We start from the raw sequence: 23,815 nt of genomic DNA, 5'->3' as shown, positions 1-23,815 counted from the left end.
CGATGGCTGACTATTGCCTAGGCAATATATTGATCAAAAAAATTATTCCTGGGCCAGCATGCGTTCGAGCATCGACTCGAGCAGGGCCAGCTCGCTTGCGCTGTAGCCGCCGAAATAGCGGTCGATGACGGTCGTCGACGCCGCCAGCAGCTCGGGAAATGTCGCTCTTCCTGGCTCGGTCAGCTCCAGCTTGTTGGCTCGGCGGCTGTCTGGGTGCGGCACGCGGCACACCAGTCGCTTTTGCTCGAGCCGGTCGATCATGCGGGTCATGGCTCCCGGCGTATAGGACAATTCCTTGCAGAGCTGCGCCGCGGTATCCGCGCGGTCGTACCACAGCGCGGCCAGAATCACATATTGGGCGGCGGTGACCCCGAACGGCTCCAGTTCCTTGTCCAATGCCACTACGAGCCGGCTCTCGCTTCGGTGGAGCAAGCGTCCGACGTGCGCGCGCTGCTCGTAGGAGGTGATGTCCTTCTTCATGGTGGGGGCGGTCATGATTGGCATTGGTCTGGATAGTACATTGCCTAGGCAATATGTGAGCGTGCAGTTCTGGCAATGGTGCATTTCGATATCCGTCATGGTTGCGCGCCGTCACTCTGTCCGGCGTGTCCCCCAGGGTTGCCTGACCCGTTGCGTTGCGCCGCATCGGCGTAGTGCCGATAATTGGGGCCGCAACAATGGTGATGAAGAACAATGCCCCGACTCCGTTACAAGGAAGTAGTGGACCGGTTCGCCGACGATATACGCGAAGGCAGGCTAAGTCCCGGGACCAGGCTGCCGACGCATCGCGACCTGGCGGCTGGAGAGGGTCTGGCTCTGGTGACGGCCACGCGGGTCTACGCGGAGCTTCACGCGATGGGACTGGTGAGCGGGGAAGCGGGCCGCGGCACCTTCGTCAAGGAGGTGCTTCCCGCCGGACAAGGCGTCGACCTGCCTGCCTGGAGCGCAGACACGGTGGATCTCAGCTTCAACAATCCGTCGATGCCCGGCCAGACCGATCTGCTGCGCGCCGCCTTGCGCAGGCTGGCCGGGGCAGGCGATCTGGAGGCGCTGCTTCGATACCATCCTCATGGCGGACGGGAACACGAACGGGCGATCATGGCCCGCCACCTTGGCAGCCGGGGCGTGCCAGCGACAGCAGCGACCACGGTATTGGTGAGCGGCGCGCAGCACGGGCTGACCGCCGCGGCCATGGCGCTGCTGGATCCCGGCGACGTGGTAGCCGTCGATGCACTGACTTATCCGGGATTCAAGCTCGCGGCTGACGCATGCCGGCTCGAACTCGTGCCGATTCCCGCCACGGCACGCGGGCCGGACCTCGATGCGCTCGCAGGCATATGCCGCCGCCGGCGGGTACGGGCCATTTATACGATGCCGACGCTTCATAACCCGCTCGGATGGGTGATGAGTATGCGACGCCGCGCTGAACTGGTCGCGATCGCACGCCAGCACGGGCTGACCCTGATCGAAGACGGCGCCTATGCATTTCTGGCAGAGGGCGCTCCGCCGCCTCTGGCTGCATTGGCGCCGGAAGCGACGGTTTATGTGTCTGGCCTGTCAAAAAGTGTTGCTACCGGACTTCGCGTCGGAATGGTATGCGCGCCGCGAGAATGGATTCCGAAGCTGGAACGCACCATCCGGGCCACGACGTGGACAACGCCCGCTGTCATGACAGGGATTGCCTGCGGCTGGCTCGAGGATGGCACCGTGGCAAGACTTGAGGCCGAGAAACGGAGGGACGCCAATCTGCGACAGCGCGTAGTTGGCGATGTGCTCGGACATCTGAAGCCCGTCCGTCACGCCTACTCTTACTTCGTCTGGCTGCCAATGCCCAAAAACGTTCGCGCGGATGCCGTCGCCAAGGCATTGCTGCGGGAGCGCATCTCCGTGTCGACCGCGCATCCTTTCGCGGCATCGAACCCTGTGCCTCATGCCATCCGCCTGGCACTTGCCTCGGTGCCGCTCGAAGCGCTGAGGCAATCTCTGGAGATCGTCGACAAGGTCCTGGCGGACCAGGGAGACTGAACACAGTTACGCATTGTCAATGAAGGTAACCCGACGCACCGTCCCACAGCAGCTTCAGCGCCGTCAGCACGAGCAAGCCATAGCAGGCACGGTACATCTGCCGCTGGTCCAGCTTGTCGTGCAGGCGCCACCCCAGCCAGACGCCTGAAGGAATGGCGAGAAGGGAGATCGCCATCAATGTCCATACCGCGCCGGCTGGACTGGCGAGCATCAGCCATGGTGCCGCCTTCATGATGTTGCCGACCGTGAAGAACATGCTGGTGGTCCCGGCATAGACCTGCTTGCTCAGGCCAAGCGGCAGCAGGTATATCGCCAGCGGTGGCCCGCCCGAGTGCGCGACCATGGTGGTGATGCCCGATGTCACGCCGGCGGCCACGGCCTTGGGCGATGAGCGCGGCCGCACCACGACTTCTCCGCCGCGCAAGAACCACAGGCCCACGAACAGCAACGTGACTGCCGCCATCATGATGGCGATAGCCCGGTGGTCCAGCACCCTGAACAGCATGTACCCGACCCCGATGCCGACCACCAGGCCGGGCACCAGCAAGAGCAGGTCGGGCCTGGACCATGTGGACGGCTTCCAGTAGCGCAGGCTGAACAGATCCATCGCGACGAACAGTGGCGCGAGCAGGCCGCCGGCAGTCACGGGATCCATTACGAGTGACAGCAGGGGAATGCCAACGATGGCAAAGCCGCCCCCGAAGGCCCCTTTCATGAAGCAGATCAGGAAGACGCCGGCAAAAGTGACGAGGATGGTAGTGGTGTTCAGTTCCATTTGGCCACCCCTTCGGTCGAGCGGCGGGCAGAGTGGCCGTGCCGGGGCGTATCGCCCGTGATTCCTGCGGCTTGTGTGAAATATGTATGCATTGCAGACCCAGTCATGTTTCCGAACGCTCTCGGCTGCCCTCGGGCAGCGACCTGCTGCGCTTGAGTGCATCGGTGGAGAGACAGGGCTATCGTAGTCCACCGGATCAATACAATATGAATATTGTCATGCATACAGCTTCCCCGGAAGCTGCCTGCGACACGCTAGTCATCAAGGCGAGCGGTGCTTTCCAGGGCGGGCTGGCTCAAGACTTTGCCGGGGACGATGAGATCTTGATGGTCGTCCAGCGCAGCACATTCTTGGTTGATTGCTTCGCACGCGAAATAAATATATACTTCGCATGCGAAGCACACGGATGCCTGCGGCGTCCATCCTCATCCCACCTGGAAATCGACCATGACCGCGGAAATTCATACCGACCTGAGCGACGGCATTCTGACCATTACGCTTGCCCGGCCTGACAAGAAGAATGCCCTGACCAACGAGATGTACGGCGTGCTGGCCGACACGATCGAGGCGGCGCAACTGGACCCCAGCATCCGCGTTGTGCTGTTGCAGGGCGATGGAGACAGTTTCACGGCCGGCAACGATGTTGGGGAATTTGCTGCAATCGCGGCCGGGAAGGGGCCAGCGAAACGACACGTGCATCGCTTTCTGCACGCGCTGGCGAATGCGACGAAACCCGTAGTTGCCGCGGTCAACGGCAAGGCGGTCGGCGTCGGCACCACCATGTTGCTCCATTGTGACTACATCGTGCTCGCGGAGGATGCGCAACTCATCACGCCTTTCGTCAACCTCGCCCTCGTTCCCGAGGCGGCGTCGAGTTATCTGCTGCCCTTGCGCATCGGACATGCCCGGGCCTTCGAGATGTTCGCGCTGGGCGAGCCGCTCGATGCGAAGAACGCCGTTGCATGGGGCATTGCCAACAAAGTGTGCGCCAATGATCAGCTGCGGGCAGAAGCGCAGCGGATGGCCAGCCGGATTGCCGAAAAGCCGGCTGGCTCGCTGAACGCAATGAAGAAGCTGATGCGCGACGCGCAAAGGCTGGTCGCGCAGATGGCGAGCGAAAGCGCTCAGTTCGAGGAGCGGCTCGGCAGCGCTGAAGCAAGGGAAGCCTTCTCGGCCTTTGCCGAGAAGCGCAAGCCGGACTTCACCCGACTCGACCGGAAGTAAGCGGGAGAACGGCCCTGCGGTCCAGGGCTATGCTTCGCCGTTGTCAGTGGCCGGGAACTTTGTCTGCAGGCTCGTCAGCCACCGTGCGACGATGTCTATCTCGGCCTCGGTGAAGCCTTTGGTCAGTTTGGCGTTCAATGCCTTCATGCTGACTTTCGAATGCTGGCGCGCGGCGCGTCCGGCTTCGGTCAACCAAAGCCGCGACACGCGGCGATCAGACTCATCCGGCCGGCGCTCGATCAGCCCTGCCCTTTCGGTCCGGTCGGCAAGACCACTCATTCCCGGTGCCCCAAGATCCAGGGCCGCAGCGGCCTCGCTCATCAGCGCGCCGTCGTTGCCTCCCAGGAAGAACAGTAGCCCTGACTGGGCTGCGGTCACGCCGCCGCCGGCCACGCGCGCTTGCGACCATCGCTGCAGGCGCCGCTGGCCAACATTCAACAGATAGACAAGGCGATGTTCCATACCGTGATCCACTAGGACTTCGAGATTAGTTCGTACGCGAATATACCACGCTCTCGCAAGCCAACTGACTGTCTTGCTCACTGTGCTCCGCGCGCTCATCTGGGAAGCAGCACTCGCAAGGCCGAGCCTCTCCCGCAACCTCGGGACTGCAAAATCGATGAAGGCCCGGAGCTTGAGCGGAATCTGGCCCTGGTCCGCGTACATCAGGTGGACCGGCACGGGTTGCGGTTCGAAGGCCTCAAGCAGCCTCACGAGCGTGCCGGATTTCAGCGCCGCATAAGCCGCCACCCCGGGGAAGGCAACGGTATAGCCGGCGAACGTCGAGGTAAAGATCACCGAGCCGCCGCCATGTTTGAGCATCTGCGAGATCTTCGCGGAGCGCGCCACGCGCATCCTGAACGAGGTTGAGGCAGCAGTCACCGACGTAGCAGAGCGGCGCGGCAGCCTGGCCGGGACGCTGCGCATTTCCGCGCCAGTCACATTCGGCCGTATGCACCTGGGGCCGGCACTCTATCCCTTCGTGGCTCAGCACCCGGAATTGGAAAATGGGCATCCCGGCCACCCTGGAAGAGCTGAAGCAGCACCGCGGCATCTACTATGCCAATCGCGGCGCCGCCGACTGGCGCCTGCAAGGCTCCAGCGGCATCGAGATCGTCCGTGCCCACATCGCGCTGCGCGTCAACAACGGCGACATGATGCGTGACGCCGCCGAAGCCGGCGTAGGTATCGCGCTGCTGCCTACCTTTATCGTTGGCGAGGCCATCCGGCGCGGCGCGCTGGCAGTGATCGAGATCGGCTTGCAGGCGGAGCAGGAAGCCATCTACATTGCCCATCCTGAAGGGCGGCGCGTGTCGGCGCGGTTGCGCGCGTTTGCGGAATGCGTGCGGGCGGCGATCGGGAGTCCGCCGTATTGGGACGAGTGGGCAGCCAGCTCGGAGCAAGGCTAAGGTCGAGCGACTGCATACCCCCATTACTGCACTTCGCGGTCGGCGCTGGCACGACTGCGTGAGTATGCGCCAGGCATAGCCTGGACTACAGCATGGCCGAATGCAGATGGTGCGGATCATCAAGCGTATCCGCGACGATCTGCAGCGACTCCTCGATTTCGTCCCGGTCGCCGGGTCCGCCAAGGCAAAGCCGGATCGCATCGGGCGGGTTGCCATCCGTAGAGAAGGCCGCGCTCGACACGGCGCCAATACCGCGTGAACGCAGGTGCAAAGCCAGTTCAGACGGGCGCCAGGCATTGCCGGCGCCCAGATGCAGCCAGAAGTGGAAACCGTCCGGATCGGCGGCGTACGTGCGGCCGGCCAGCACGCGCGTGGCAATGGCCTGGCGTGCGGCATTTTCCTGCCGGACTGCGGCAAGCATCTCATCGGCTGTGCCGTCCTTGATCCAGGTCGTGGCCAGCAAATTGGTAAACGGGCTGGCCATCACGGTGGTGGCGCGCAACGTGCCTGCCAGGCGCTGGCTTTGCCTGGCTGAGGGCGCATGGACGAACGCTGTGCGCAAGCCGGCGCCGAAGCATTTCGACAGGCCGGTCATGTAGTAGGTCAGTTCCGGGGCAAGCGCTGCAAAGGTGTCCGGGGTGCGCCGGGGCAGCATGCCATAGGCATCGTCCTCGATGATCGGCACGTTATAGCGTAGCGCGATATCGGCGAGGATCTCGCGGCGTCCCTGGGGCATCGTGCGCGTGCTCGGGTTCTGGATGGTGGGGTTGCAATAGAGCGCTGCGGGCTTGTGCGCCTTGCAGAAGTTCTCGAAGGCGCTGCCGATCATTCCATCCTCGTCGCCTGGCAGTGCCTGCAGCTGGACCCCGAGTTGCGCAGCAATGGCCTTGATCCCAGGATAGGCCAGTGCCTCAACGCATAGCGTCTGTCCGCCGCGCGCCAGTTGTGACAGCAGGGCAACCAGCGCGCTGTGGATGCCCGGGCAGATGAGCAGCGTTTCACTGGCTGCCGTCGGTACGAGCCGCCGCAGCCAGCCCGTCACGGCCGCACGGTCGGCCGGCGTGCCGCCGAAATCCTGGTAGCGCAGCAGCGTGTACGGATCCGTCCCGGCGAGCAGTGCCGCCGACGATTCACGCAGCCGCGTTGCCAGCGTGGGTGGCTCCGGCGGCATGTTCATCGTCATTTCGGCGCTGGTGCCGGCGCGCAGCGGCACAGCCGGCGCACGGCCGCGCACATAGGTGCCGCTGCCGGCCTTGGCATCGATCAGCCCGCGCTTGCGCGCCTCGCCATAGGCACGCGCGACGGTGGTGTAGTTCAGGTCCAGCGCCTCGGCCAGGTCGCGCAAGCCGGGTAGCCGGTCGCGAGCCTGCAGGCGCCCGTCGGCAAGCGCCTCCTCGATCAGGTCGGGAATGGTCAGGTAGGCGGGCTTGGGGCTGTCTGCAATGCGCTTTGCCCAATGACTGGTCAGGCCGGACAAGATTCTCTCCAAACGGGGCTGCGCCATCGCGGCGCCGCGCAAATGAATGCATGGTGCGTGCCAGTTTGATTGCATCTGAATGGCTGCATGATGGTGCACAGGCCAGCTGGCCGCACCATCTGAATGCGCTGTGCAGCGGCGCGCGACGCGATTCTGGTGCAACTGTCAGGCGCTCTTCGCGTTGCGATAAAGGCATGTGGGTCATGCGATCAATGATGCGATCGATCGCGTGGCGGCTGGATGATCGGCCATTGATCGGAGGGGTGAATCCGCTTGATGGCATATCGGTTGCAAAACCCGGACGTCGGCGGCAGCGCCGGCCCGGTGTGGCAAATGGCGCCGCACCGGCTTATCCGAACCGCAAACCACCACTGGAGCACAGCATGCCCGCAGTCAACAAACCTGCCCATCAGGATGGCGATTTCCTGGTCGATTTCGAAGAGAAGGTATTCGAGGACGTCAAGGCAGAACCCGGAGAGAAGGCGCTGGTGACCTTCCATACCGTGGCCTTCGAGGGATCGATCGGTTTCGTCAACTTGCTGCAGGCCACGCGGCTGCAGCGCAAGGGGTTTGACACCAGCATCCTGCTGTACGGCCCGGGCGTGACCCTTGGCCTGCAGCGCGGCTTTCCGCGCCTGGGCGATGAAGCCTTTGCCGGCCACCTGAATTTCAACAAGCAACTGCGCAAGTTCATGGACGAGGGCGGCAAGGTCTATGCCTGCCGTTTCGCGCTGCAGGCCCTCTATGGCCATGGCGAAGCGTCGCTCATCGAGGGCATCCGCCCGATCAATCCGCTTGACGTGCTGGACCTGAAGCTGCTCCACCGCAAGGAGAACGCACTGATCATCGACACCTGGACCGTCTGATCCAGCGCAGGGGTATCGCCATGTCACAGAAACGCATTGTCCGCGCCGCGGCGGTCCAGATCTCGCCGGACCTGGAAAGCGGGGAGGGAACCCTGGCCAAGGTGCTCGAAGCCATCGACAAGGCCGCGCGCGAGGGCGTGCAGCTGATCGTCTTCCCGGAGACGTTCGTGCCGTACTACCCGTACTTCTCGTTCGTGCGCCCGCCGGTGCAATCCGGAAGCGATCATCTGCGCCTGTACGAGCAGGCCGTGACGATACCCGGCCCCGTGACGCTGGCCGTCGCCGAACAGGCGCGGCAGCATGGCATGGTGGTCGTGCTCGGCGTCAACGAGCGCGACCACGGCAGCCTGTACAACACGCAGCTGATCTTCGACACGGAGGGGCGGCTTGCCGTCAAGCGGCGCAAGCTGACGCCGACCTTCCATGAACGCATGATCTGGGGGCAGGGCGATGCGGCAGGCCTCAAGGTGGCGCAGACCGCCATCGGCCGGGTCGGCGCGCTTGCGTGCTGGGAGCACTACAACCCGCTCGCGCGCTACGCGCTGATGACCCAGCATGAAGAGATCCATTGCAGCCAGTTTCCCGGCTCGCTGGTCGGACCCATCTTTGCCGACCAGATCGAGGCAACGATCCGCCATCACGCGCTGGAAGCCGGCTGCTTCGTGGTCAATGCGACAGGGTGGCTGACAGACGAGCAGGTCGCCTCCGTGACGACCGATCCCGCGCTGCAGAAGGCGCTGCGCGGTGGCTGCAACACGGCGATCATCTCGCCGGAGGGGCAGCACCTCGCGCCGCCGCTGCGCGAAGGCGAAGGGATGGTGATCGCTGACCTCGACATGGGCCTCATCACCAAGCGCAAGCGCATGATGGACTCGGTGGGCCACTATGCGCGCCCCGAACTGCTCAGCCTCGCCATCAACGACCGGCCGGCGGCCACGGTGTCGGTCATGGGCGAATTTCCTCTTCCCACTTATCGGAGCCCCGATCATGCAAGCCAGCGAGACGATGTCGGCCTCGAGCCGGCAGTTGATGACTGAGCTGCAGTCCGTAGGACTGCGGCTGGAAGATCCGAGCGCGGGCGCCGCCAGCCGACGCGGCGGCGCGGGGCCATCCGACCACAAGGCGGTGACCATCGATGGCGTGACCATCATGGTGCCCGTGCATACCAGCACCGCGTGGAACTCGCCCTTCGTCGCCTCGGCGCCGGATGGCAGCGGGCGAAGCGCACTGAAGCGGGGCGCCATTCCGATCGCCGACATCAGCTTCCCGAAAGCGCCCCGCTTCTACGGCCTGCAGACGCTGGACGGCATTCCGTACGCGCAGATCGCGACGCTGCATGGCGCCGATGTGCTGGCCACGACCGTGCTGCAGACCTGCATCCGCTACGAGAGCCGGCGTAAGACCTGCAAGTTCTGCGCGATCGGGCAGTCGCTGGCAGCCGGCCGCACCATCGCCAGGAAGACCCCGGAGCAGCTTGCCGAGGTCGCCCGCGCCGCGGTGCTGCTCGATCATGTCAAGCACATGGTGCTCACGACCGGCACGCCGCCGACACCCGATCGCGGCGCCGGCATCCTCTGCGACAGTGCGTTTGCGATCCGGGCGGCGGTCGACCTGCCGATCCAGGGGCAGTGCGAACCGCCGGATGACGACCGCTGGTTTGCGCGCATGCGCGCCGCGGGGATCGACAGCCTCGGCATGCACCTCGAGGTGGTCACGCCTGCCGTGCGCGAACGGATCATGCCCGGCAAGGCATCCGTGCCGCTATCGCGCTATATGGACGCGTTCGCGGCGGCCGTAGGCGTGTTCGGGCGCGGACAGGTGAGTACCTATATCCTCGCCGGACTTGGCGACACGGCCGAGTCCATTCTCGCCATCTCGCGCCGGCTGGTGGACATGGGCGTGTATCCCTTCGTGGTGCCGTTCGTGCCGATCTCCGGAACCCCGCTGGAAGACCACCCCGCACCGACGCCGGCGTTCATGCGCGAAATCCTGGCGCCGCTGGGCGCAATGGTAGCGGCGGCCGGCATGCGCTCGGCCGACATCAAGGCCGGCTGCGGCAAGTGCGGCGCGTGCTCGTCGCTGTCCGCGTACGAAGGGGTGCCGTCATGAGCCGCGATCTTTGCGTCGAGGTCCCGGCGATCCCGGTGTACCGGATCCGCTGGGCGGATACGCGCCGCGAAAAGGATGCGGCCTATGCATTGCGCCGCGCCGTGTTCTGTGAAGAGCAGCAGCTCTTTGCCGGTGACGACCGTGATGCCATCGACGACGTGGCGCAGTTGCTGGTGGCGCTCAGGGCCGATCCGGACCTGCCGGGCGAGCCAGGCGAGGTTGTCGGCACCGTGCGTATCCACGAAAGCGAGCCTGGCGCCTGGTATGGCTCGCGCCTGGCGGTGGCGGCACCGTATCGTCGCCAAGGGCGCATCGGCGCGACCCTGATCCGCCTGGCCGTGAGCAGCGCCCATGCGCTAGGCTGCCGGCGCTTCCTGGCCCATGTACAGAGCCAGAATGTGCCGCTGTTTCGCCGCCTGCACTGGACCACGCTGCAGGAGGAAGTGCTGTTGGGCCGGTGCCATCACCTGATGGAGGCAGACCTGAATTACTACCCGCCTTGCCACACGCCTCTGTCCGGACTGGTCATCGAGGAGAGGAGGGCACCATGAACGCGGCGGAACTGGCGAAGGTCTTGCGGGCTGGTCGCGGCTTCGGCCACAAGACCGATATCGCGGGCATGCTGTCGGTGTTCAGGCATGCGCTGCCGGCCGGGCAGGGCGCGGACGACCGAGGCATCGCACTGGGGGATGACTGTGCCGCGATTCCGGACGGTGACGGACACCTGCTGTTCGCGGTCGAGGGCATGGTCGGCGAGTTCCTGCGCACCATGCCCTGGTTCGCTGGCTATAGCGCAGTGATGGTGAACGTCAGCGATGTCTATGCAATGGGCGGCCGGCCGCTGGCGGTGGTCGATGCGATCTGGAGCGATGGCATCGACGGCGCGGCCGAAGTCATCCGGGGCATGGCTGCCGCATCGGCCGCCTATGGCGTGCCGGTCGTCGGCGGGCATAGCAATGCCAGGAGTGATGGCGCGCAACTGGCCGTGGCCATTCTGGGCCGGGCGCGCCGGCTGCTGTCGAGCTTCGCGGCGCGTCCCGGCCAGCACCTGCTGATGGCCGTGGACCTGCGAGGTGCCTTCGAGGAACCTTATCCCTACTGGAACGCGTCCACTGGCGCGCCGGCCGAACGGCTGCGCGCCGATCTGGAGATCCTTCCCGCGCTGGCCGAGGCCGGATTGTGCGCGGCCGCCAAGGACATCAGCATGGCGGGCATCGCGGGCACGGCATTGATGTTGATGGAGTGCTCGCGCGTCGGCGGACGGATCGACCTCGACGCCGTGCCAATGCCACCGGATGTGCCGTTGCTCCGTTGGCTGAGCGCTTTCCCAAGCTATGGGTTCCTGCTCGCCGTGGACGAAGGCCATGTTGCGGAAGTCACGGCGCGTTTCGAGGCGCGCGACATCACGTGCGCGTCCATCGGCCAATTCGACGGCACCACGCGCGTGTCGATCGCCCACGGGGGCGAGTCGGCCTTGCTGTGGGACTTTGCCAGGGCCGCCTTCATCCTGCCTGAACAGACAGCGGGTTTCGAAGAGCCGGAACCCGTCACGCCGGGAGCGTAAGCCATGCCTGTTACCCATTTCCGGATCCGCTGGCCGGACCAGAGCGAAGCGGTTTGCTATTCGCCGTCATCGGTGGTGATGGCGCATCTCGACGCGGGCCGCACCTATCCGCTCGCGGAGTTTGTCCACCTGACCCGCGCGGCCCTGGTCGAGGCGTCCGAGCGCGTGCGCACGAAGTATGGCTACGCGTGCTCATCCGCCATGGACCAGTTGCAGGCCATTGAAGCGGTCGCCGCAAGATTCCACGACCAGCCGGATGCCACCGTGCAGGTGATCGGCTTCGGTCATTAGCCAGCATTGACGGCTGCCACCGCGGCCGGACCCTAATCGCATCAAGGAAACCACGCCATGACACGCAACAGCATCGATACCCCCATTAAAACCCCCATTAACGCGGAACCCCGTCATCTTCCGGTGATCGTGGTAGGCGGCGGCCAGGCCGGCCTGTCCGTCAGCTACTACCTGAAGCAGGCCGGGATCGAACACCTGGTGCTGGAAAAGCACACGCTCACCCATACCTGGCGCACACAGCGGTGGGACGCCTTCTGCCTGGTCACGCCGAACTGGCAATGCGCGCTGCCGGGGCATCCGTACCGCGGGGACGATCCGCACGGCTTCATGAGGAAGGATGAGATCATCGCGTACCTGGACGGGTTCATCCAGTCCGTCGCGGCACCGGTGCTCGAACATACCGCGGTGCTGAGCGTCAAGCCGAGGCCGCAGGGCGGGTACCTCGTCACGACCAGCCGCGGCGTCTTCAGCGCCGACCAGGTGGTCGTTGCTTCCGGCGGCTACCACACGCCGATCGTGCCGCGCATGGCCGAGCGCCTGCCCGCTTCGATCCGCCAGATCCAGTCGGCCGATTACCGCAACCCGCAAGACCTGCCGGAAGGCGCTGTGCTGGTAGTGGGGTCCGGGCAGTCGGGCGCCCAGATTGCCGAAGACCTGCATCTGGCCGGCCGCGAGGTCGTTCTGGCGGTCGGGGAAGCGCCCCGCTGCGCGCGCTTCTATCGCGGCCGCGATGTGGTCGACTGGCTCGCCGACATGAAGTACTACGACCTGCCCGTCACCGAGCATCCGCTGCGCGAAGGCGTGCGCGACAACACCAATCACTATGTGACCGGCCGCGACGGCGGCCGCGATATCGACCTGCGCAAGTTTGCCACCGAGGGCATGCAGTTGTACGGGGTGCTGGAGGACTACCGCGACGGGCAGCTGCATTTTGCGCCGGACCTGCGCCAGAGCCTTGACGATGCCGATGCGACCTACAATCGCATCAACGCAAGCATCGACAAGTTTATTGCCGAGCGCGGCATCGACGCGCCCCCCGCGAGTATCTATGCGCCGGTATGGACGCCAGAGGCGGAACGCACCATACTCGATCCCCGTGCGGCGGGGATCAGCACCATCATCTGGAGCATCGGGTTCCGACCCGACTTCAGCTGGCTGGAGGTCCCGGTCTTCAACGGCCGTGGCTATCCGGGCCACGAGCGTGGCGTGACTGCGCATGCCGGCCTGTATTTCGTTGGCCTGCCGTGGCTGCACACGTGGGGGTCGGGGCGCTTCTCGGGCGTCGCACGCGATGCCGAGTACCTGGCCCGGCTGATCGCCGCATACGGGCCCGGCGCCGCACTGGCAGCGTGAAATGGAGACCGTCCGCTCGGATCATATCGCCGGTATGCCGCAACTGGCCTACACCGGCCTGTCGGAAAACTGGTTGCTGAAGACCTGCGGCGACCTGCACTGGCGCCAGTTGGCCGCGGGCTGCGGCCTGGCAGTACCGGACTTTCGTGACGGCGAGGGCAATCCTGTCTATGCGGCCTTCACCGCCGTACGCGTACGCGATGCAGCGCTGGAGAGGATCGGCGAGCACGGCACCTTCACACTGGACTCGGCCGGGTTGCCGGCAGGCGGCGTGAAGCGCCTCAGCCAGCATGCCGTGGCGTCGCTGGACGGCACGCGCTGCGCGACCGTCACCATGCTGTCGACCTTTATCCGGCGCACGCGCGAGCGGGACAATCGCTCGGTCGTACGCGCGATGCCGTCCGTGGCAACTGGCTGGAACAACGCGGCAACCACGAGCGAGGCGGCGGCGCTATCACAGCTCGCACGGCGCTTTCGCAGTGGGGATTGGGGTACGCATCTCGGGTTGCGCCAGCAGCAGGATGGCGTCAACCATGTCGTCGACTTCCTGCCATGTCCCTACAACGACTTCAACGGCGCCGACCTGATGTACTTCGCCAGCTTCCAGGCGATGGTGGACCGCGCGGAGTGGCAATGGCGCAGCCATGCGGAACCGCCAACCTTGGCCGCGCGGGACCTGTTCTTCCATGGTAACGTCAATGTCGGCGAGGCACTGGAGCTGACCTTCGCGGCCCTGCGCGAAGACGAGTCGGGACTGGCGCACTGGTGCGAGGTCCGGCGCGCTGCGGATGGCGAGAAGATCGCGGATATCGTGACCCGCAAGCGCTGGAGGCAGCGATGAGCCAGGAGTGGAATGAGCCGCGCTTCGGCGTGGACCTGAAACCCGTCTACGGCCAGGAGGACGTTGTCGGCCTGAGCCACCTCGGCGGCATGCCTGGCGAGGCGCCATTCGTACGCGGGCCTTACCCGACCATGTACCGGCAACGCCCGTGGACCATCCGGCAGTACGCCGGGTATGGTGACGCCGCGACGTCGAACCTGGCGTATCGCGAGGCCCTGAGGCAAGGGGCGCAGGGCCTGTCGGTTGCGTTCGACCTGCCAACCCATCGCGGCTACGATTCGGACGATCCGGAGGTGGCGGCCGACGTCGGCATGGCTGGGGTGGCGATCGACTCGGTCGACGACATGCGGCGCCTGTTTGACGGCATACCGCTGGATCGGGTTTCCGTGTCGATGACCATGAGCGGTGCGATACTGCCCGTTCTGGCGGCATTCCTGGTCGTGGCCGAGGAAGCGGGAATTCCCTTCGAATGGCTGCGTGGCACCATCCAGAACGACATCCTGAAGGAGTTCATGGTCCGCAATACCTGGATCCATGCCCCGGAGCCGTCGCTGCGCATTGCGGCAGATGTGGTCGAATGGCTCGCCAGGCATGCGCCGAAATTCCACGGCATGTCGATTTCCGGCTACCACTTCCAGGAAGCCGGGGCGGATCCGGCGCTGGAACTTGCCCTGACCTTGGCCAACGCGCGGACCTATGTCGATGCGCTGCGCGCCCGGGGTCTCGATGTCGATGCCTTCTGCGGTGGGCTGAGCTTCTTCTTCGGCGTCGGCAAGCAGTTCTACAAGGAGATTGCCAAGCTGCGCGCCGCCCGGCTCTTGTGGCACGACATCGTCCGTGCACGAGGCGGCACCACTGCCCAGGCCGCGGCGATGCGCATGCACTGCCAGACATCGGGCTGGACGTTGGCGGCGCAGGCACCGCACAACAATATTGCCCGCACCACGATCGAGGGCCTGGCCGCAATCTTTGGCGGCACGCAGTCGCTGCACACAAACGGCTTTGACGAGGCTCTGGCGCTGCCCAGCGTCGAAGCCTCGCGTATCGCGCGTGACACGCAGTTGATCCTGCAGCACGAATTCAGTCTTTGCGACGTGGCGGATCCGTGGGCCGGGTCCTACCTAATCGAGTCATTGACGGGGCGCATGGCCGATACCGTCCGCTCGATCCTCGCAGAGATCGATGCGCATGGGGGCGTGCTCAAGGCGCTGGAATCAGGCTGGGTGCAGCACCGCATTCACCGCAATGCCCTACGGACACAGGCGCGGATCGATGCGGGAGAGGAGGTCGTGGTGGGGGTCAATCGTTTCCAGGCCGACGAAGAAGCACTACCAGCGTGCCTGGAGATCGACGGAGGCCGCGTTCGCGCCGAGCAGGCAACTCGACTGGCGGCATTGCGGGCAAGGCGGGACGAGCACACAGTCAAACAGGCGCTGGGCGCACTGGCGGAAGCTGCGCGACGGGGCGGCAGGAACTTGCTGGACTGCGCCATTGACGCCATGCGCTGCCGGGCGACGGTCGGCGAATGCACGCGCGCCTTGCTTGATGTCTGGCCGCGCTACGCAGCGCAACCGGGCTACGACAAGGCGCACTACGGCGCTACCCGTGAAGGGAGTCCGAACTGGGCGGCGGCTTGCGACCGGGTCAGGCAGCTGAGCGCGATACTTGGACGCGCGCCGCGAATCCTGGTGGCAAAGCTCGGGCAGGATGGGCACGATCGCGGCGCGAAGGCTGTCGCCGCCGCCCTGAGCGATGCCGGGTTCCTGGTCCGGCTTACGCCATTGTTCCAGTCGGCCGAGGCCATTGCGGCGCAAGCGTGCGATGGCGACTTCGATGCCATCGGCATCTCGACGCTCGGCGGTGCACATCTTGCCCAGGTTTCCATGTTGTTCAAGGCCCTTCGCCAGCGCGGGGATACTGTGCCGGTGTTTGTTGGCGGGATTATTCCGGCGCCGCACAGGCACACCTTGCAGCTGGCAGGCGTCCGTGGCATCTATGGTCCAGGGACGCCACTGGAGCGAATCGTCACAGAGATCGTGATGGTGCTGACCGCGCAACACGATAGACAGCGTGCGGTCGCAGCGGAGCACCGGTGACCACAGCGGCTTACTGAGCAGGCCGGAAGCTGTGCCGGTAGGCAACGAGCGGTGAACTCGCCCGTTCTCGAGGGGCTAGCTGGCTGCTGAAGTCGAGGGTCGCCCGGTCAGCAATCTCCACGATGCATGTTGCAGTTTGCGCGGCAGGTGGCAGGTCAAGCCTCAACCATTCCCAAGAACTGCTGCAGTTCGTGCGTCTGTGGCCGGCCGAACACTTCATTGGGCGCGCCGGTTTCGTGGACCTTGCCCTGATGCATGAAGACTACGCGGTCGCACACCTCGCGCGCGAAGCGCATTTCGTGCGTCACCATCAGCAGGGTCATGCCATCGGCCGCGAGACTGCGCACAACCTGCAGTACCTCGTTAACAAGTTCTGGATCCAGCGCGGAGGTGATTTCGTCGCATAGCAGCGCGGTTGGCTGCATGGCAAGCGCGCGAGCGATGGCGACACGTTGCTGCTGACCGCCAGACAGTTGGTCCGGGTACGCATCGAACTTGGCAGAAAGCCCGACCCGTGCCAGGTTCAGTTCGGCCAGTTCACGGGCCTCGGCCTGCGACGCGCCCTTGACGATCATGGGCGACAGCATCACGTTGCGCCCGGCGCTGAGGTGCGGAAACAGATTGAACTGCTGGAAAATCATGCCTACCTTGAGCCGCAGCGCGCGTAATTGCAGTTCGCTGTCGGCCAGGTGAGCACCGGCCACCGTGATGGCGCCCGAATCGATGCTTTCCAACCCGTTGATGCAACGTAGCAGCGTGCTCTTGCCCGAGCCACTCCTGCCGATAATGGCGATGACTTCGCCAGGTTCGACGGAGAGCGAAACGCCCTTCAGCACCTCGTTGCTGCCAAACGACTTGCGAACCTGATCAATGGCGATAAGCGGCATGGAATTTCCTCTCCAGCATCTTGCTGTATTGCGAAAGCGGCCAGCACAGCGCGAAGTACATCAGCGCCACGGCGGCATATACGGTAAAGGGTTGGAATGTGGCGTTCACAATCATCGTGCCCGCCTTGGACAGCTCGGTGAAGCCGATGATCGACGCTAGCGCCGTGCCCTTGATGACCTGGACACCAAAGCCAACGGTCGGTGCCACGGCAATCCGCAAGGCCTGTGGCAGGATCACGTAACGCATCTGCTGCACGTAGTCCATGGCCAGGCTGCCTGAGGCTTCCCACTGGCCGCGCGGTATGGCTTCCACGCAGCCGCGCCAGATTTCGGCCAGGAAGGCCGACGTCCACAGCGTTAACGCAAGCCCGGCGGCCAGCCACGCTGGCACCTCGATGCCAAACAGTGCAAGTCCGAAGAAAGCGAGGAATAGCTGCATCAGGAGCGGCGTATCCTGGAAAAGCTCGATATACGCCTGCGCCAGGCGTCTTGCTACCGGGCGCTTGCCGGTACGCATCAACAGCACGAGGAGGCCAACGAGGCCACCGCCCACAAACGCAACCAATGACAGCAGCACCGTCCAGCGTGCTGCCAACAGCAGGTTGCGGACGATATCCCACAACGTGAACTCGATCATCCCGCCCTCCGCGCAAAAAGCTGCCGGCCAACGCCGCGCAGCAATTGCCGCAGCACGAGGGCAAGAAGAAGATAGATCGCTGCGCTCACGAGATAGACCTCAAAAGCGCGGAAGTTTCGCCCTTGGATGAAATTGGCCGCATACGTCAGGTCTTGCGCTGCGATCTGCGAACAGACAGCCGATCCGAGCATCACGATCACAATCTGGCTCGACAGCGCTGGCCAGATCTTCTGCAATGCCGGGCGCAGCACGACGTGCCGGAACACCTGGAATGGTGACATGGCCAGGCTCGCGCCGGCTTCGAACTGCCCGCGCGGGGTGGCAGCCAGGCCGGCGCGCACGATCTCGGTACCGTAGGCGCCCAAGTTGATAACCATGGCCAGCGATGCCGCCACCATTTCGGGCAGATGCACGCCAAGGCTGGGCAGCCCGAAGAAGATGAAGAACAGCTGGATCAGGAACGGCGTGTTCCGGATCAGCTCCACATAGGTGCTGACCACGGGGCGAAGCCAGGCGGGTCCCTGGGTCTTGGCCCAGGCACCCGCCAACGCCACGGCCACGCCAAGCACACCGCCTGTCAGCGTGAGCTGCGCCGTGACCGCGATGCCCTTGAGCAGCACGTCGGTGTAATCCAGCACCGACACGAAATCGAACGCGTAAGCCATGCTTCTACCTCGGCGGTGCGTATCAGAGCTGCGCCGGCAGCGGACGCAGCAGCCACTTGATCGACAGCGTGTTCAGTGAGCCGTCCTTCTTGGCTTCGGCCAGGATGGCGTTGACCTTGTCCTGCAGCGCCTTCTCACCCTTGTTCATTCCGATGAAGCACGGCGAATTCTTGATCAGGAACTTGGTTTCGGGCGCCTTGGGCGGATGCTTGGCGATCAGCGTCGAGGCCACCACGTTGCCGGTGGCAATCAGTTGCACCTGCCCCGACAGAAAGGCCGAGATCGTGGCGTTGTTGTCTTCATAGCGCTTGATGTTCGCGCTGGCCGGAGCGATCTTGCTCAGTTCCAGGTCTTCCACGGCACCGCGCGTGACGCCAACAGTCTTGCCCGCCAGATCGGCCGCGCTTTTTACGGCAAGATCCGCCGGCCCGAACACGCCATTGAAGAACGGCGCATAGGCATCGGAGAAGTCGAGCACCTTTTCGCGCTCGGGATTCTTGCCCATGCTCGAGATCACCAGGTCTACCTTGCGCGTCTGCAGATACGGCACTCGGTTGGTGCTGGTCACTGGTACCAACTGCAGCTTTACACCCATCTTTTTGGCCATCAGCGCTGCCACGTCGATATCGAGGCCCTGAGGAGCCATATCGGCCCCTACCGAGCCAAACGGCGGGAAATCCTGTGGCACGGCCACGCGCAGTACGCCGGCCTTGGTGACATCGGCGAGTGTGTCGGCCTGCGCCGGCAGCACGGCCGCATATAAGCCGGCCAGCAGTGCACACATCAGGCCGCGGCGGGACAACTTGGATTTGGACAGGGCATGGAACATCGCGTGTTTCCTCAGGTTCGGGATGGGAATGGTTGATCCGCGAAAATCTCCGCGGCGGGTGATGCGGAATGCGGAACGCGTGCCGGACTTACCGGTGCCAGCGCCTGGCGAAGGTGTGAGAGCGGGTCGGCGGGGCCAACGGCATCAAGACTCGTATGCACTGCGCTAAGGTGTTCGGCCATCAGGCGCGCGGCTAACACGCCATCGCCTTCCCCAAGCGCGTTGACGATACCTTCGTGCTGGCGGCACGAGCGACCAGCATCGGCTGCGGACTGATTTCGACTGGCGACCAGTGTCGTGCGCGCGGTCAGGTCGCGCAGCGTATCCACTAACAGGCCATACCCCAATGATGCGCACAGGCAAACGTGAAAATCGCCCAGCAGGAAACTGCGCATGCTGGCGTCGTCGCCTTGGAGCGCGGCCTTTTCGCGTGCGATATGAACTTTGAGCGAATGAATGGCCTGCGCATGCGCCGGCCGATCCGGGCTGACTTCACGTAGCAACCCGGTTTCGATAATGCGGCGGGCGTCGAACGCTGAGCGGATGTCGTCAGTGCCGGGTTCCACCAGAAACCAGCCGCGTCGCGCGCTGACGGTTACCATGCCCCGCGCCGCCAGCCGCGACAATGCTTCACGCACCAGCGTGCGGCTCACGCCGAACAATGTGGCAAGTTCCTGCTCGCCCAGGCGGGAGCCGGGGAGCAGCTTCTGGCCAAGCATTGCCTCGGTGATGCGATTGGCGATGTCAGCAGGGGAGTTTTCGGTCGTTGCGTTCACGGCAACCACATGAGCAAGTGGTATGCCATACTTGTATGCAAGATTTGTCGCCAAAAAGGGGCGGGAACGCTATCGACAGTGGCAACTGCGCTGAGCGACTCCCCGAAACGGGGCATGTCGCGCTGCGATGGTGCGCGATGCGGGGCTTAATGAGGCTGCTCGCGTCTTGATTGTTGAGGTACATGGTTCGTGCGAGCCATGCACAGCTGTGTAAGACCGATCACATTGCCCAAAGGCTTTGATTTCTCGACGATGACAAGACGCTGATGACAGCGATGCCCGACTGATTGCTGCATCATGCCCACGCCGTGCAAATTTGCAGGCGAGAACTAGCAGCCGAACTGCTGTAGGCCGGGGGGCAATTTTACTTTGGCGATTCTTGGGAAAGTGGGTCACTTTTAAGCCGGCGTTGGCCATTTGGATGACCCTTTATGACTCCCGGGCTCGCTGGTTACTGGAGAGAAAGCCCGCACCCGGAGGTCGAAATTCGGGAGTTCTGTTGATTCTTATCAACTTGGTGGCATACACGCGGCATATGGTCCATATTAGATTGTCTTCCTTAGATATGAGGAGCCTTCCCATGGTCCACCTTCGCCACGTTCCCATACTCTTGGCATCCGCCACCCTCGTGTGGGCGCCTGTCGCCTTCTCGGCTTCACCGTCGACGGAGGCTCAGCATGAGCAGCACCACCCTGCGGACCCGCCTAAGAAAGCGGCACCAGCAGTTGCACCGCCTGTAGCGCCCCAAGCCAAGGGAAATACTGACCTCGACGCTCAGATTGCACATTTGCGCGCAATCCGTGAGCGGCTGTCGCGGGCCAAATCACCAGAAGAGGTCCAGGCACTGATGGCCGAACGCAACAAGGTTATGCAAGACGCCGCGGCCATTATGCACAAGGACATGATGGGAATGGGAATGGCCGGCGCAGGCGGGATGCCTGCGCCCAAGGGTAAGGGCAGCGCAGCGCCTGCCCAAATGCAGATGTGTCAGGACATGATGGGCCAGCACATGGCCTTCATGCAGGAAATGATGCAGATGATGATGGACAACAAAGGCATGATGGGCGGCGGCATGGGGTCTGGGATGGGCCCTGGCATGATGAGCAAGTAACTTGCTGCCACTCCACCGCCTTGCCAATCAACTTGCAGTGGGCCTCATGCTCCACCCGAAGCTGCGCGCGACATTCGGTGTACATTCCCCTCTGATGGCTGGCGCCAGTAGCTCGCTGAAGCTCGTTGAGATGCGCGGATTGGCTTGCTTTGTAGCCGCCATGGCGATGCTTACGGCCTGTTCGAAAGAACGCCACATGTTGTCTGCTGTGCCTTCTTCCCGAGCGGTCCTGACGTCGTTGGCAATGCCTGCTACGAGTGATAGCCATGGCTGGAATCGCTCGGACCAGGCGTAAACGTCGCAATGCCTCTATCGCCTCTAGGCTTTGCAAGATGGCACGATGTTCGTGGCGCGCCACGCTCGCGGATACAGAGCGCCATGCCGACTTCGGAATCACGCTTGAAGCCTCCGATGCCAGGTCCGTGATCAGCTCGCGGGTCAATGACAATAACCCATGGCAGAAAGTCAGCCGGCAATGGGCGCGGCCACGCTGTCCGATACGGGCGGCGATGGGGCGCGTATGCCGGGTAGCTTCGTGCGCTTGAGTAACAGAGCGTTAATTGCCACCAAGGCGGAGCTACCCGACATGGATAGCGCTGCAATCTCAGGACTTAAGGTGAAGGGGTAGAGCAGACCGGCTGCCAAGGGGAACGCCACCAGGTTGTAGGCTACCGCCCACCAGAGATTCTGGTGCATCTTTCGCAGGGTGGCACGCGACAACTCAATTGCCCCCACCACGTCAAACGGGTCACTCTTCATCAGCACAATGTCAGCGCTTTCCATCGCCACATCCGTGCCGGCGCCAATGGCAAAGCCTACGTCCGCCTGCGTCAGCGCAGGCGCGTCGTTGATGCCGTCGCCTACCATGCCAACCTTATTGCCTTGTGCCTGCAGTTCTTTGACCTTTTCGGCTTTTTGCCCAGGCAACACGTCTGCGAGGACCAGCTCGATTCCCAGGCCTACAGCGATACGTTCCGCCGTGGCCTTGTTGTCCCCGGTCAGCATCGCCACCTGCACGCCTCGCTCTCGCAGCTTCTTGACTGCCGCTGCCGAAGTCGGTCGGGGGGCGTCGGCGATGGCAATCAGGCCAATCAGTTTGCCACCGTGTGCAACATGAATGACCGTTCGCCCCGCGCCTTGCATCATGTCGGCCTTCTCCGTCAGGCCGGTCATATCCACGCGTTGTGATGCCATCAGCTTGCGATTACCAAGCAGCGCCGGCCTCCCGTCGACATCCGCTTGGGCTCCCATACCGTCGATATTTGTAAAGCCGGTGGCGCTTGGCCTCGTCAATGCCCCAGCGCGTTTGAGGATGGCTTGGGCCAGTGGGTGTTCTGAAGCCTGCTCGACGGCGGCGGCAAGACCAAGCATCGCGTCTTCGCTCACGCCCTGCGGAGCGAAAATCTCCACGACTTCAGGTTCCCCCATGGTCAGGGTGCCCGTCTTGTCGAACACGACGACATTCAACTTGGTGGCTTCCTCCAAAGCCGAAGCGTTCTTGAACAAAATCCCGTTCATCGCGCCGAGGCCTGTACCAACCATCACCGCCATCGGAGTCGCGAGTCCAAGCGCATCGGGACAGGCAATCACGAAGACGGTAATGGTGAGCGTCAAGGCGAACAGCAGGGGCTGGCCCAACCACCAATACCAACTGACGAATGTGAGGATGCCAATCCCCAGGGCGGCAAGCACCAACCACTGGGATGCGCGGTCCGCGAGCAATTGCGCTGGCGCTTTCGAGTTCTGAGCCTCTTGCACCAGCTTGACGATTTGCGCCAGTGCGCTGTCACTTCCAACCTTGGTCGCCCGATAGTGAAAGCTGCCACTCTTGTTGATTGTCGCGCCGATGATACTGTCTCCCGGCCCCTTCCTCACGGGAAGCGACTCGCCAGTCAGCATCGATTCGTCTACTTGGGAACTGCCATCGGTGACCTCGCCATCAGCGGGAATCTTGTTGCCAGGACGGATGATGACGATGTCACCCAGCTTGACGTCGGCAGTTGGTATTTCCACCTCGCGGCCATCACGCAGTACCATCGCCTTGGGCGGAGCCAGGTTCATCAGCGAGCGAATCGCGTCTGACGCGCCAGCGCGAGCGCGCATCTCCAGCCAGTGTCCCAGCAGGATGAATACCAGCAACACGGCCGACGCCTCGTAAAACTGCTCTCCAGGAAAGAAGAAGGTTGCTCCGACGCTGAACAGATAGCCCGTACCGACAGAGAGGACAACCAGCGTGGCCATGTTGAGCGTGCCGTCCTGGAGGGAGCGCCACGCGGATACGAAGAAGGGCCAACTGGGATATAGGATGGCCGCGCTCGCTAACAAGAACAGCCACTGGTTCATGCCCAGACCGAACGGCGGAGCCGGCATGGGAATTTGCATTCCCATCGGCGCGTAGAGAAAGATGGGAATCGTGAACACCAGGCAAATCCAGAAGCGGTTTCGCATGTCGCGAACCATCGCCGCCATGTCCATGCCGGCGCCGTGTCCCATGTCATGGGCCATCTGGCCATGTGTCGCGTGGGCCTGCGCTTTCGCTGCGTGGGAATGGTCCTCGTGTCTGCCGAGCGCTGCCAGCCGGGCTGCTGTACTCGCTTGCCCGCTATCAACTCCGGTCGAAACTGCTGGTGGGTCTTCCGGGATGCAAATGTGCCGTGGCACCAGTTCGCCATGGCAATGATGGCCGCACTCATCCAGCCTTGCCTTGATTTCACTTAGGCTAGTTACAGCGTCGTCGTACTCGACAGTCGTGCTGCCCGAGACACAGTTGACCGCTGCCTTGACGACACCGGGCAATCTGGTGAGGCGCTTCTCCACCCCGTGAGCGCTAAGAACGGAAAGCAGGCCTCCAACTTCAATGATGCTGGTCTTCATCTCACC

22 protein-coding genes and 2 pseudogenes are annotated in these 23,815 nt (G+C 63.7%); 13 read left to right on the top strand and 11 right to left on the bottom strand.

Features of this window, described 5'->3' with window-relative positions:
- Positions 1-42: 42 nt before the first annotated feature.
- On the bottom strand, positions 43-495 hold the full coding sequence (locus tag E0W60_RS33235) for a MarR family winged helix-turn-helix transcriptional regulator (RefSeq protein WP_165971418.1): 453 nt from the start codon (positions 493-495) through the stop codon (positions 43-45).
- 198 nt (positions 496-693) lie between these two features.
- Between E0W60_RS33235 and E0W60_RS33230 the strand changes: the two genes are divergently transcribed.
- Entirely contained in the window at positions 694-2,025 is a 1,332-nt protein-coding gene (locus tag E0W60_RS33230; protein WP_135707013.1) for a PLP-dependent aminotransferase family protein, read from the top strand.
- Positions 2,026-2,041: 16 nt separating this feature from the next.
- On the opposite strand, the gene E0W60_RS33225 is transcribed toward E0W60_RS33230, so the two are convergent.
- Positions 2,042-2,800 carry a sulfite exporter TauE/SafE family protein gene (locus tag E0W60_RS33225; protein ID WP_135707012.1) on the bottom strand — a complete coding sequence of 253 codons (759 nt, stop codon included), beginning with the start codon at positions 2,798-2,800 and terminating at the stop codon, positions 2,042-2,044.
- 447 nt (positions 2,801-3,247) lie between these two features.
- Here E0W60_RS33225 and E0W60_RS33220 point away from each other — a divergent pair, with 447 nt between their 5' ends.
- Positions 3,248-4,024, top strand: coding sequence for an enoyl-CoA hydratase (locus tag E0W60_RS33220; protein ID WP_135707011.1), 777 nt, complete (start codon positions 3,248-3,250; stop codon positions 4,022-4,024).
- A gap of 27 nt (positions 4,025-4,051) precedes the next feature.
- Here E0W60_RS33220 and E0W60_RS33215 read toward each other — a convergent pair whose 3' ends face one another.
- Entirely contained in the window at positions 4,052-4,486 is a 435-nt protein-coding gene (locus E0W60_RS33215) for a MarR family winged helix-turn-helix transcriptional regulator (RefSeq protein ID WP_133093001.1), read from the bottom strand.
- 367 nt (positions 4,487-4,853) lie between these two features.
- Here E0W60_RS33215 and E0W60_RS33210 point away from each other — a divergent pair.
- A pseudogene (locus E0W60_RS33210) lies at positions 4,854-5,433 on the top strand (substrate binding domain-containing protein); the annotation flags it as partial.
- An 85-nt stretch (positions 5,434-5,518) separates the two neighbouring features.
- On the opposite strand, the gene E0W60_RS33205 reads toward E0W60_RS33210, so the two are convergent.
- On the bottom strand, positions 5,519-6,910 hold the full coding sequence (locus E0W60_RS33205) for a PLP-dependent aminotransferase family protein (RefSeq protein WP_135707010.1): 1,392 nt from the start codon (positions 6,908-6,910) through the stop codon (positions 5,519-5,521).
- A 383-nt stretch (positions 6,911-7,293) separates the two neighbouring features.
- Here E0W60_RS33205 and E0W60_RS33200 point away from each other — a divergent pair, with 383 nt between their 5' ends.
- Genes E0W60_RS33200 through scpA form a run of 9 tightly spaced genes read left to right on the top strand, consistent with a single transcriptional unit; the run spans position 7,294 to position 16,030 of the window.
- Entirely contained in the window at positions 7,294-7,776 is a 483-nt protein-coding gene (locus tag E0W60_RS33200) for an MSMEG_0572/Sll0783 family nitrogen starvation response protein (RefSeq protein ID WP_018004190.1), read from the top strand.
- A gap of 20 nt (positions 7,777-7,796) precedes the next feature.
- On the top strand, positions 7,797-8,813 hold the full coding sequence (locus E0W60_RS33195) for a Nit6803 family nitrilase (protein WP_135707009.1): 1,017 nt from the start codon (positions 7,797-7,799) through the stop codon (positions 8,811-8,813).
- On the top strand, positions 8,806-9,885 hold the full coding sequence (locus tag E0W60_RS33190) for an MSMEG_0568 family radical SAM protein (protein WP_133093000.1): 1,080 nt from the start codon (positions 8,806-8,808) through the stop codon (positions 9,883-9,885). The genes E0W60_RS33195 and E0W60_RS33190 overlap by 8 nt, the downstream gene beginning before the upstream one ends.
- Entirely contained in the window at positions 9,882-10,436 is a 555-nt protein-coding gene (locus E0W60_RS33185; protein WP_135707008.1) for an MSMEG_0567/Sll0786 family nitrogen starvation N-acetyltransferase, read from the top strand. Before E0W60_RS33190 ends, E0W60_RS33185 begins: the two co-directional genes overlap by 4 nt.
- Complete coding sequence (locus tag E0W60_RS33180; RefSeq protein ID WP_135707007.1) at positions 10,433-11,449, top strand: sll0787 family AIR synthase-like protein; 1,017 nt, start codon at positions 10,433-10,435, stop codon at positions 11,447-11,449. Before E0W60_RS33185 ends, E0W60_RS33180 begins: the two co-directional genes overlap by 4 nt.
- 3 nt (positions 11,450-11,452) lie before the next feature.
- On the top strand, positions 11,453-11,740 hold the full coding sequence (locus E0W60_RS33175; protein WP_135707006.1) for an MSMEG_0570 family nitrogen starvation response protein: 288 nt from the start codon (positions 11,453-11,455) through the stop codon (positions 11,738-11,740).
- A 57-nt stretch (positions 11,741-11,797) separates the two neighbouring features.
- On the top strand, positions 11,798-13,093 hold the full coding sequence (locus E0W60_RS33170; protein ID WP_205751681.1) for an MSMEG_0569 family flavin-dependent oxidoreductase: 1,296 nt from the start codon (positions 11,798-11,800) through the stop codon (positions 13,091-13,093).
- A gap of 1 nt (position 13,094) precedes the next feature.
- Positions 13,095-13,934 (top strand): Pnap_2097 family protein, encoded by an 840-nt coding sequence (locus E0W60_RS33165; protein ID WP_135707005.1) that lies wholly within the window; start codon positions 13,095-13,097, stop codon positions 13,932-13,934.
- Positions 13,931-16,030, top strand: coding sequence for a methylmalonyl-CoA mutase (gene scpA / locus E0W60_RS33160; RefSeq protein WP_135707004.1), 2,100 nt, complete (start codon positions 13,931-13,933; stop codon positions 16,028-16,030). Before E0W60_RS33165 ends, scpA begins: the two co-directional genes overlap by 4 nt.
- Before the next feature lie 155 nt (positions 16,031-16,185).
- Here scpA and E0W60_RS33155 read toward each other — a convergent pair whose 3' ends face one another.
- The 5 genes from E0W60_RS33155 to E0W60_RS33135 are packed head-to-tail and all read right to left on the bottom strand — an operon-like array spanning position 16,186 to position 19,824.
- Entirely contained in the window at positions 16,186-16,917 is a 732-nt protein-coding gene (locus E0W60_RS33155; protein ID WP_135707003.1) for an amino acid ABC transporter ATP-binding protein, read from the bottom strand.
- Positions 16,898-17,554: an amino acid ABC transporter permease gene (locus tag E0W60_RS33150; protein WP_135707002.1), complete on the bottom strand. Its 657-nt coding sequence runs from the start codon at positions 17,552-17,554 to the stop codon at positions 16,898-16,900. The genes E0W60_RS33155 and E0W60_RS33150 overlap by 20 nt, the downstream gene beginning before the upstream one ends.
- Entirely contained in the window at positions 17,551-18,219 is a 669-nt protein-coding gene (locus tag E0W60_RS33145) for an amino acid ABC transporter permease (RefSeq protein WP_135707001.1), read from the bottom strand. The genes E0W60_RS33150 and E0W60_RS33145 overlap by 4 nt, the downstream gene beginning before the upstream one ends.
- 22 nt (positions 18,220-18,241) lie before the next feature.
- Positions 18,242-19,048 (bottom strand): transporter substrate-binding domain-containing protein, encoded by an 807-nt coding sequence (locus tag E0W60_RS33140; RefSeq protein ID WP_135707000.1) that lies wholly within the window; start codon positions 19,046-19,048, stop codon positions 18,242-18,244.
- An 11-nt stretch (positions 19,049-19,059) separates the two neighbouring features.
- Positions 19,060-19,824 carry a GntR family transcriptional regulator gene (locus tag E0W60_RS33135; protein ID WP_135706999.1) on the bottom strand — a complete coding sequence of 255 codons (765 nt, stop codon included), beginning with the start codon at positions 19,822-19,824 and terminating at the stop codon, positions 19,060-19,062.
- Between the two features lie 580 nt (positions 19,825-20,404).
- On the opposite strand from E0W60_RS33135, the gene E0W60_RS33130 reads away from it, so the two are divergent.
- Positions 20,405-20,935: a hypothetical protein gene (locus E0W60_RS33130; protein WP_135706998.1), complete on the top strand. Its 531-nt coding sequence runs from the start codon at positions 20,405-20,407 to the stop codon at positions 20,933-20,935.
- Between the two features lie 371 nt (positions 20,936-21,306).
- On the opposite strand, the pseudogene E0W60_RS38255 reads toward E0W60_RS33130, so the two are convergent.
- Together E0W60_RS38255 and E0W60_RS33120 are read right to left on the bottom strand one after the other, a co-directional pair.
- Positions 21,307-21,393, bottom strand: a pseudogene (locus E0W60_RS38255) (DUF3141 domain-containing protein); the annotation flags it as partial.
- 7 nt (positions 21,394-21,400) lie between these two features.
- On the bottom strand, positions 21,401-23,809 hold the full coding sequence (locus E0W60_RS33120) for a heavy metal translocating P-type ATPase (RefSeq protein ID WP_135706997.1): 2,409 nt from the start codon (positions 23,807-23,809) through the stop codon (positions 21,401-21,403).
- Between the last annotated feature and the right edge of the window lie 6 nt (positions 23,810-23,815).

The sequence above is a fragment of the Cupriavidus oxalaticus genome, assembly GCF_004768545.1.
Taxonomy (GTDB): domain Bacteria; phylum Pseudomonadota; class Gammaproteobacteria; order Burkholderiales; family Burkholderiaceae; genus Cupriavidus; species Cupriavidus oxalaticus_A.
This window is presented reverse-complemented; position numbering and strand designations above follow the sequence as displayed.

Excerpts from the sequence above, each read along its gene's own strand:
- E0W60_RS33185 (WP_135707008.1), top strand. The coding sequence starts at position 9,882 with ATGAGCCGCGATCTTTGCGTCGAGGTCCCGGCGATCCCGGTGTACCGG.
- E0W60_RS33130 (WP_135706998.1), top strand. The coding sequence starts at position 20,405 with ATGGTCCACCTTCGCCACGTTCCCATACTCTTGGCATCCGCCACCCTC.
- E0W60_RS33145 (WP_135707001.1), bottom strand. The coding sequence starts at position 18,219 with ATGGCTTACGCGTTCGATTTCGTGTCGGTGCTGGATTACACCGACGTG.
- E0W60_RS33235 (WP_165971418.1), bottom strand. The coding sequence starts at position 495 with ATGACCGCCCCCACCATGAAGAAGGACATCACCTCCTACGAGCAGCGC.
- E0W60_RS33190 (WP_133093000.1), top strand. The coding sequence starts at position 8,806 with ATGACTGAGCTGCAGTCCGTAGGACTGCGGCTGGAAGATCCGAGCGCG.
- E0W60_RS33195 (WP_135707009.1), top strand. The coding sequence starts at position 7,797 with ATGTCACAGAAACGCATTGTCCGCGCCGCGGCGGTCCAGATCTCGCCG.
- E0W60_RS33200 (WP_018004190.1), top strand. The coding sequence starts at position 7,294 with ATGCCCGCAGTCAACAAACCTGCCCATCAGGATGGCGATTTCCTGGTC.
- E0W60_RS33165 (WP_135707005.1), top strand. The coding sequence starts at position 13,095 with ATGGAGACCGTCCGCTCGGATCATATCGCCGGTATGCCGCAACTGGCC.
- E0W60_RS33180 (WP_135707007.1), top strand. The coding sequence starts at position 10,433 with ATGAACGCGGCGGAACTGGCGAAGGTCTTGCGGGCTGGTCGCGGCTTC.
- E0W60_RS33220 (WP_135707011.1), top strand. The coding sequence starts at position 3,248 with ATGACCGCGGAAATTCATACCGACCTGAGCGACGGCATTCTGACCATT.
- E0W60_RS33215 (WP_133093001.1), bottom strand. The coding sequence starts at position 4,486 with ATGGAACATCGCCTTGTCTATCTGTTGAATGTTGGCCAGCGGCGCCTG.
- E0W60_RS33170 (WP_205751681.1), top strand. The coding sequence starts at position 11,798 with ATGACACGCAACAGCATCGATACCCCCATTAAAACCCCCATTAACGCG.
- scpA (WP_135707004.1), top strand. The coding sequence starts at position 13,931 with ATGAGCCAGGAGTGGAATGAGCCGCGCTTCGGCGTGGACCTGAAACCC.
- E0W60_RS33140 (WP_135707000.1), bottom strand. The coding sequence starts at position 19,048 with ATGTTCCATGCCCTGTCCAAATCCAAGTTGTCCCGCCGCGGCCTGATG.
- E0W60_RS33155 (WP_135707003.1), bottom strand. The coding sequence starts at position 16,917 with ATGCCGCTTATCGCCATTGATCAGGTTCGCAAGTCGTTTGGCAGCAAC.
- E0W60_RS33120 (WP_135706997.1), bottom strand. The coding sequence starts at position 23,809 with ATGAAGACCAGCATCATTGAAGTTGGAGGCCTGCTTTCCGTTCTTAGC.
- E0W60_RS33230 (WP_135707013.1), top strand. The coding sequence starts at position 694 with ATGCCCCGACTCCGTTACAAGGAAGTAGTGGACCGGTTCGCCGACGAT.
- E0W60_RS33175 (WP_135707006.1), top strand. The coding sequence starts at position 11,453 with ATGCCTGTTACCCATTTCCGGATCCGCTGGCCGGACCAGAGCGAAGCG.
- E0W60_RS33225 (WP_135707012.1), bottom strand. The coding sequence starts at position 2,800 with ATGGAACTGAACACCACTACCATCCTCGTCACTTTTGCCGGCGTCTTC.
- E0W60_RS33150 (WP_135707002.1), bottom strand. The coding sequence starts at position 17,554 with ATGATCGAGTTCACGTTGTGGGATATCGTCCGCAACCTGCTGTTGGCA.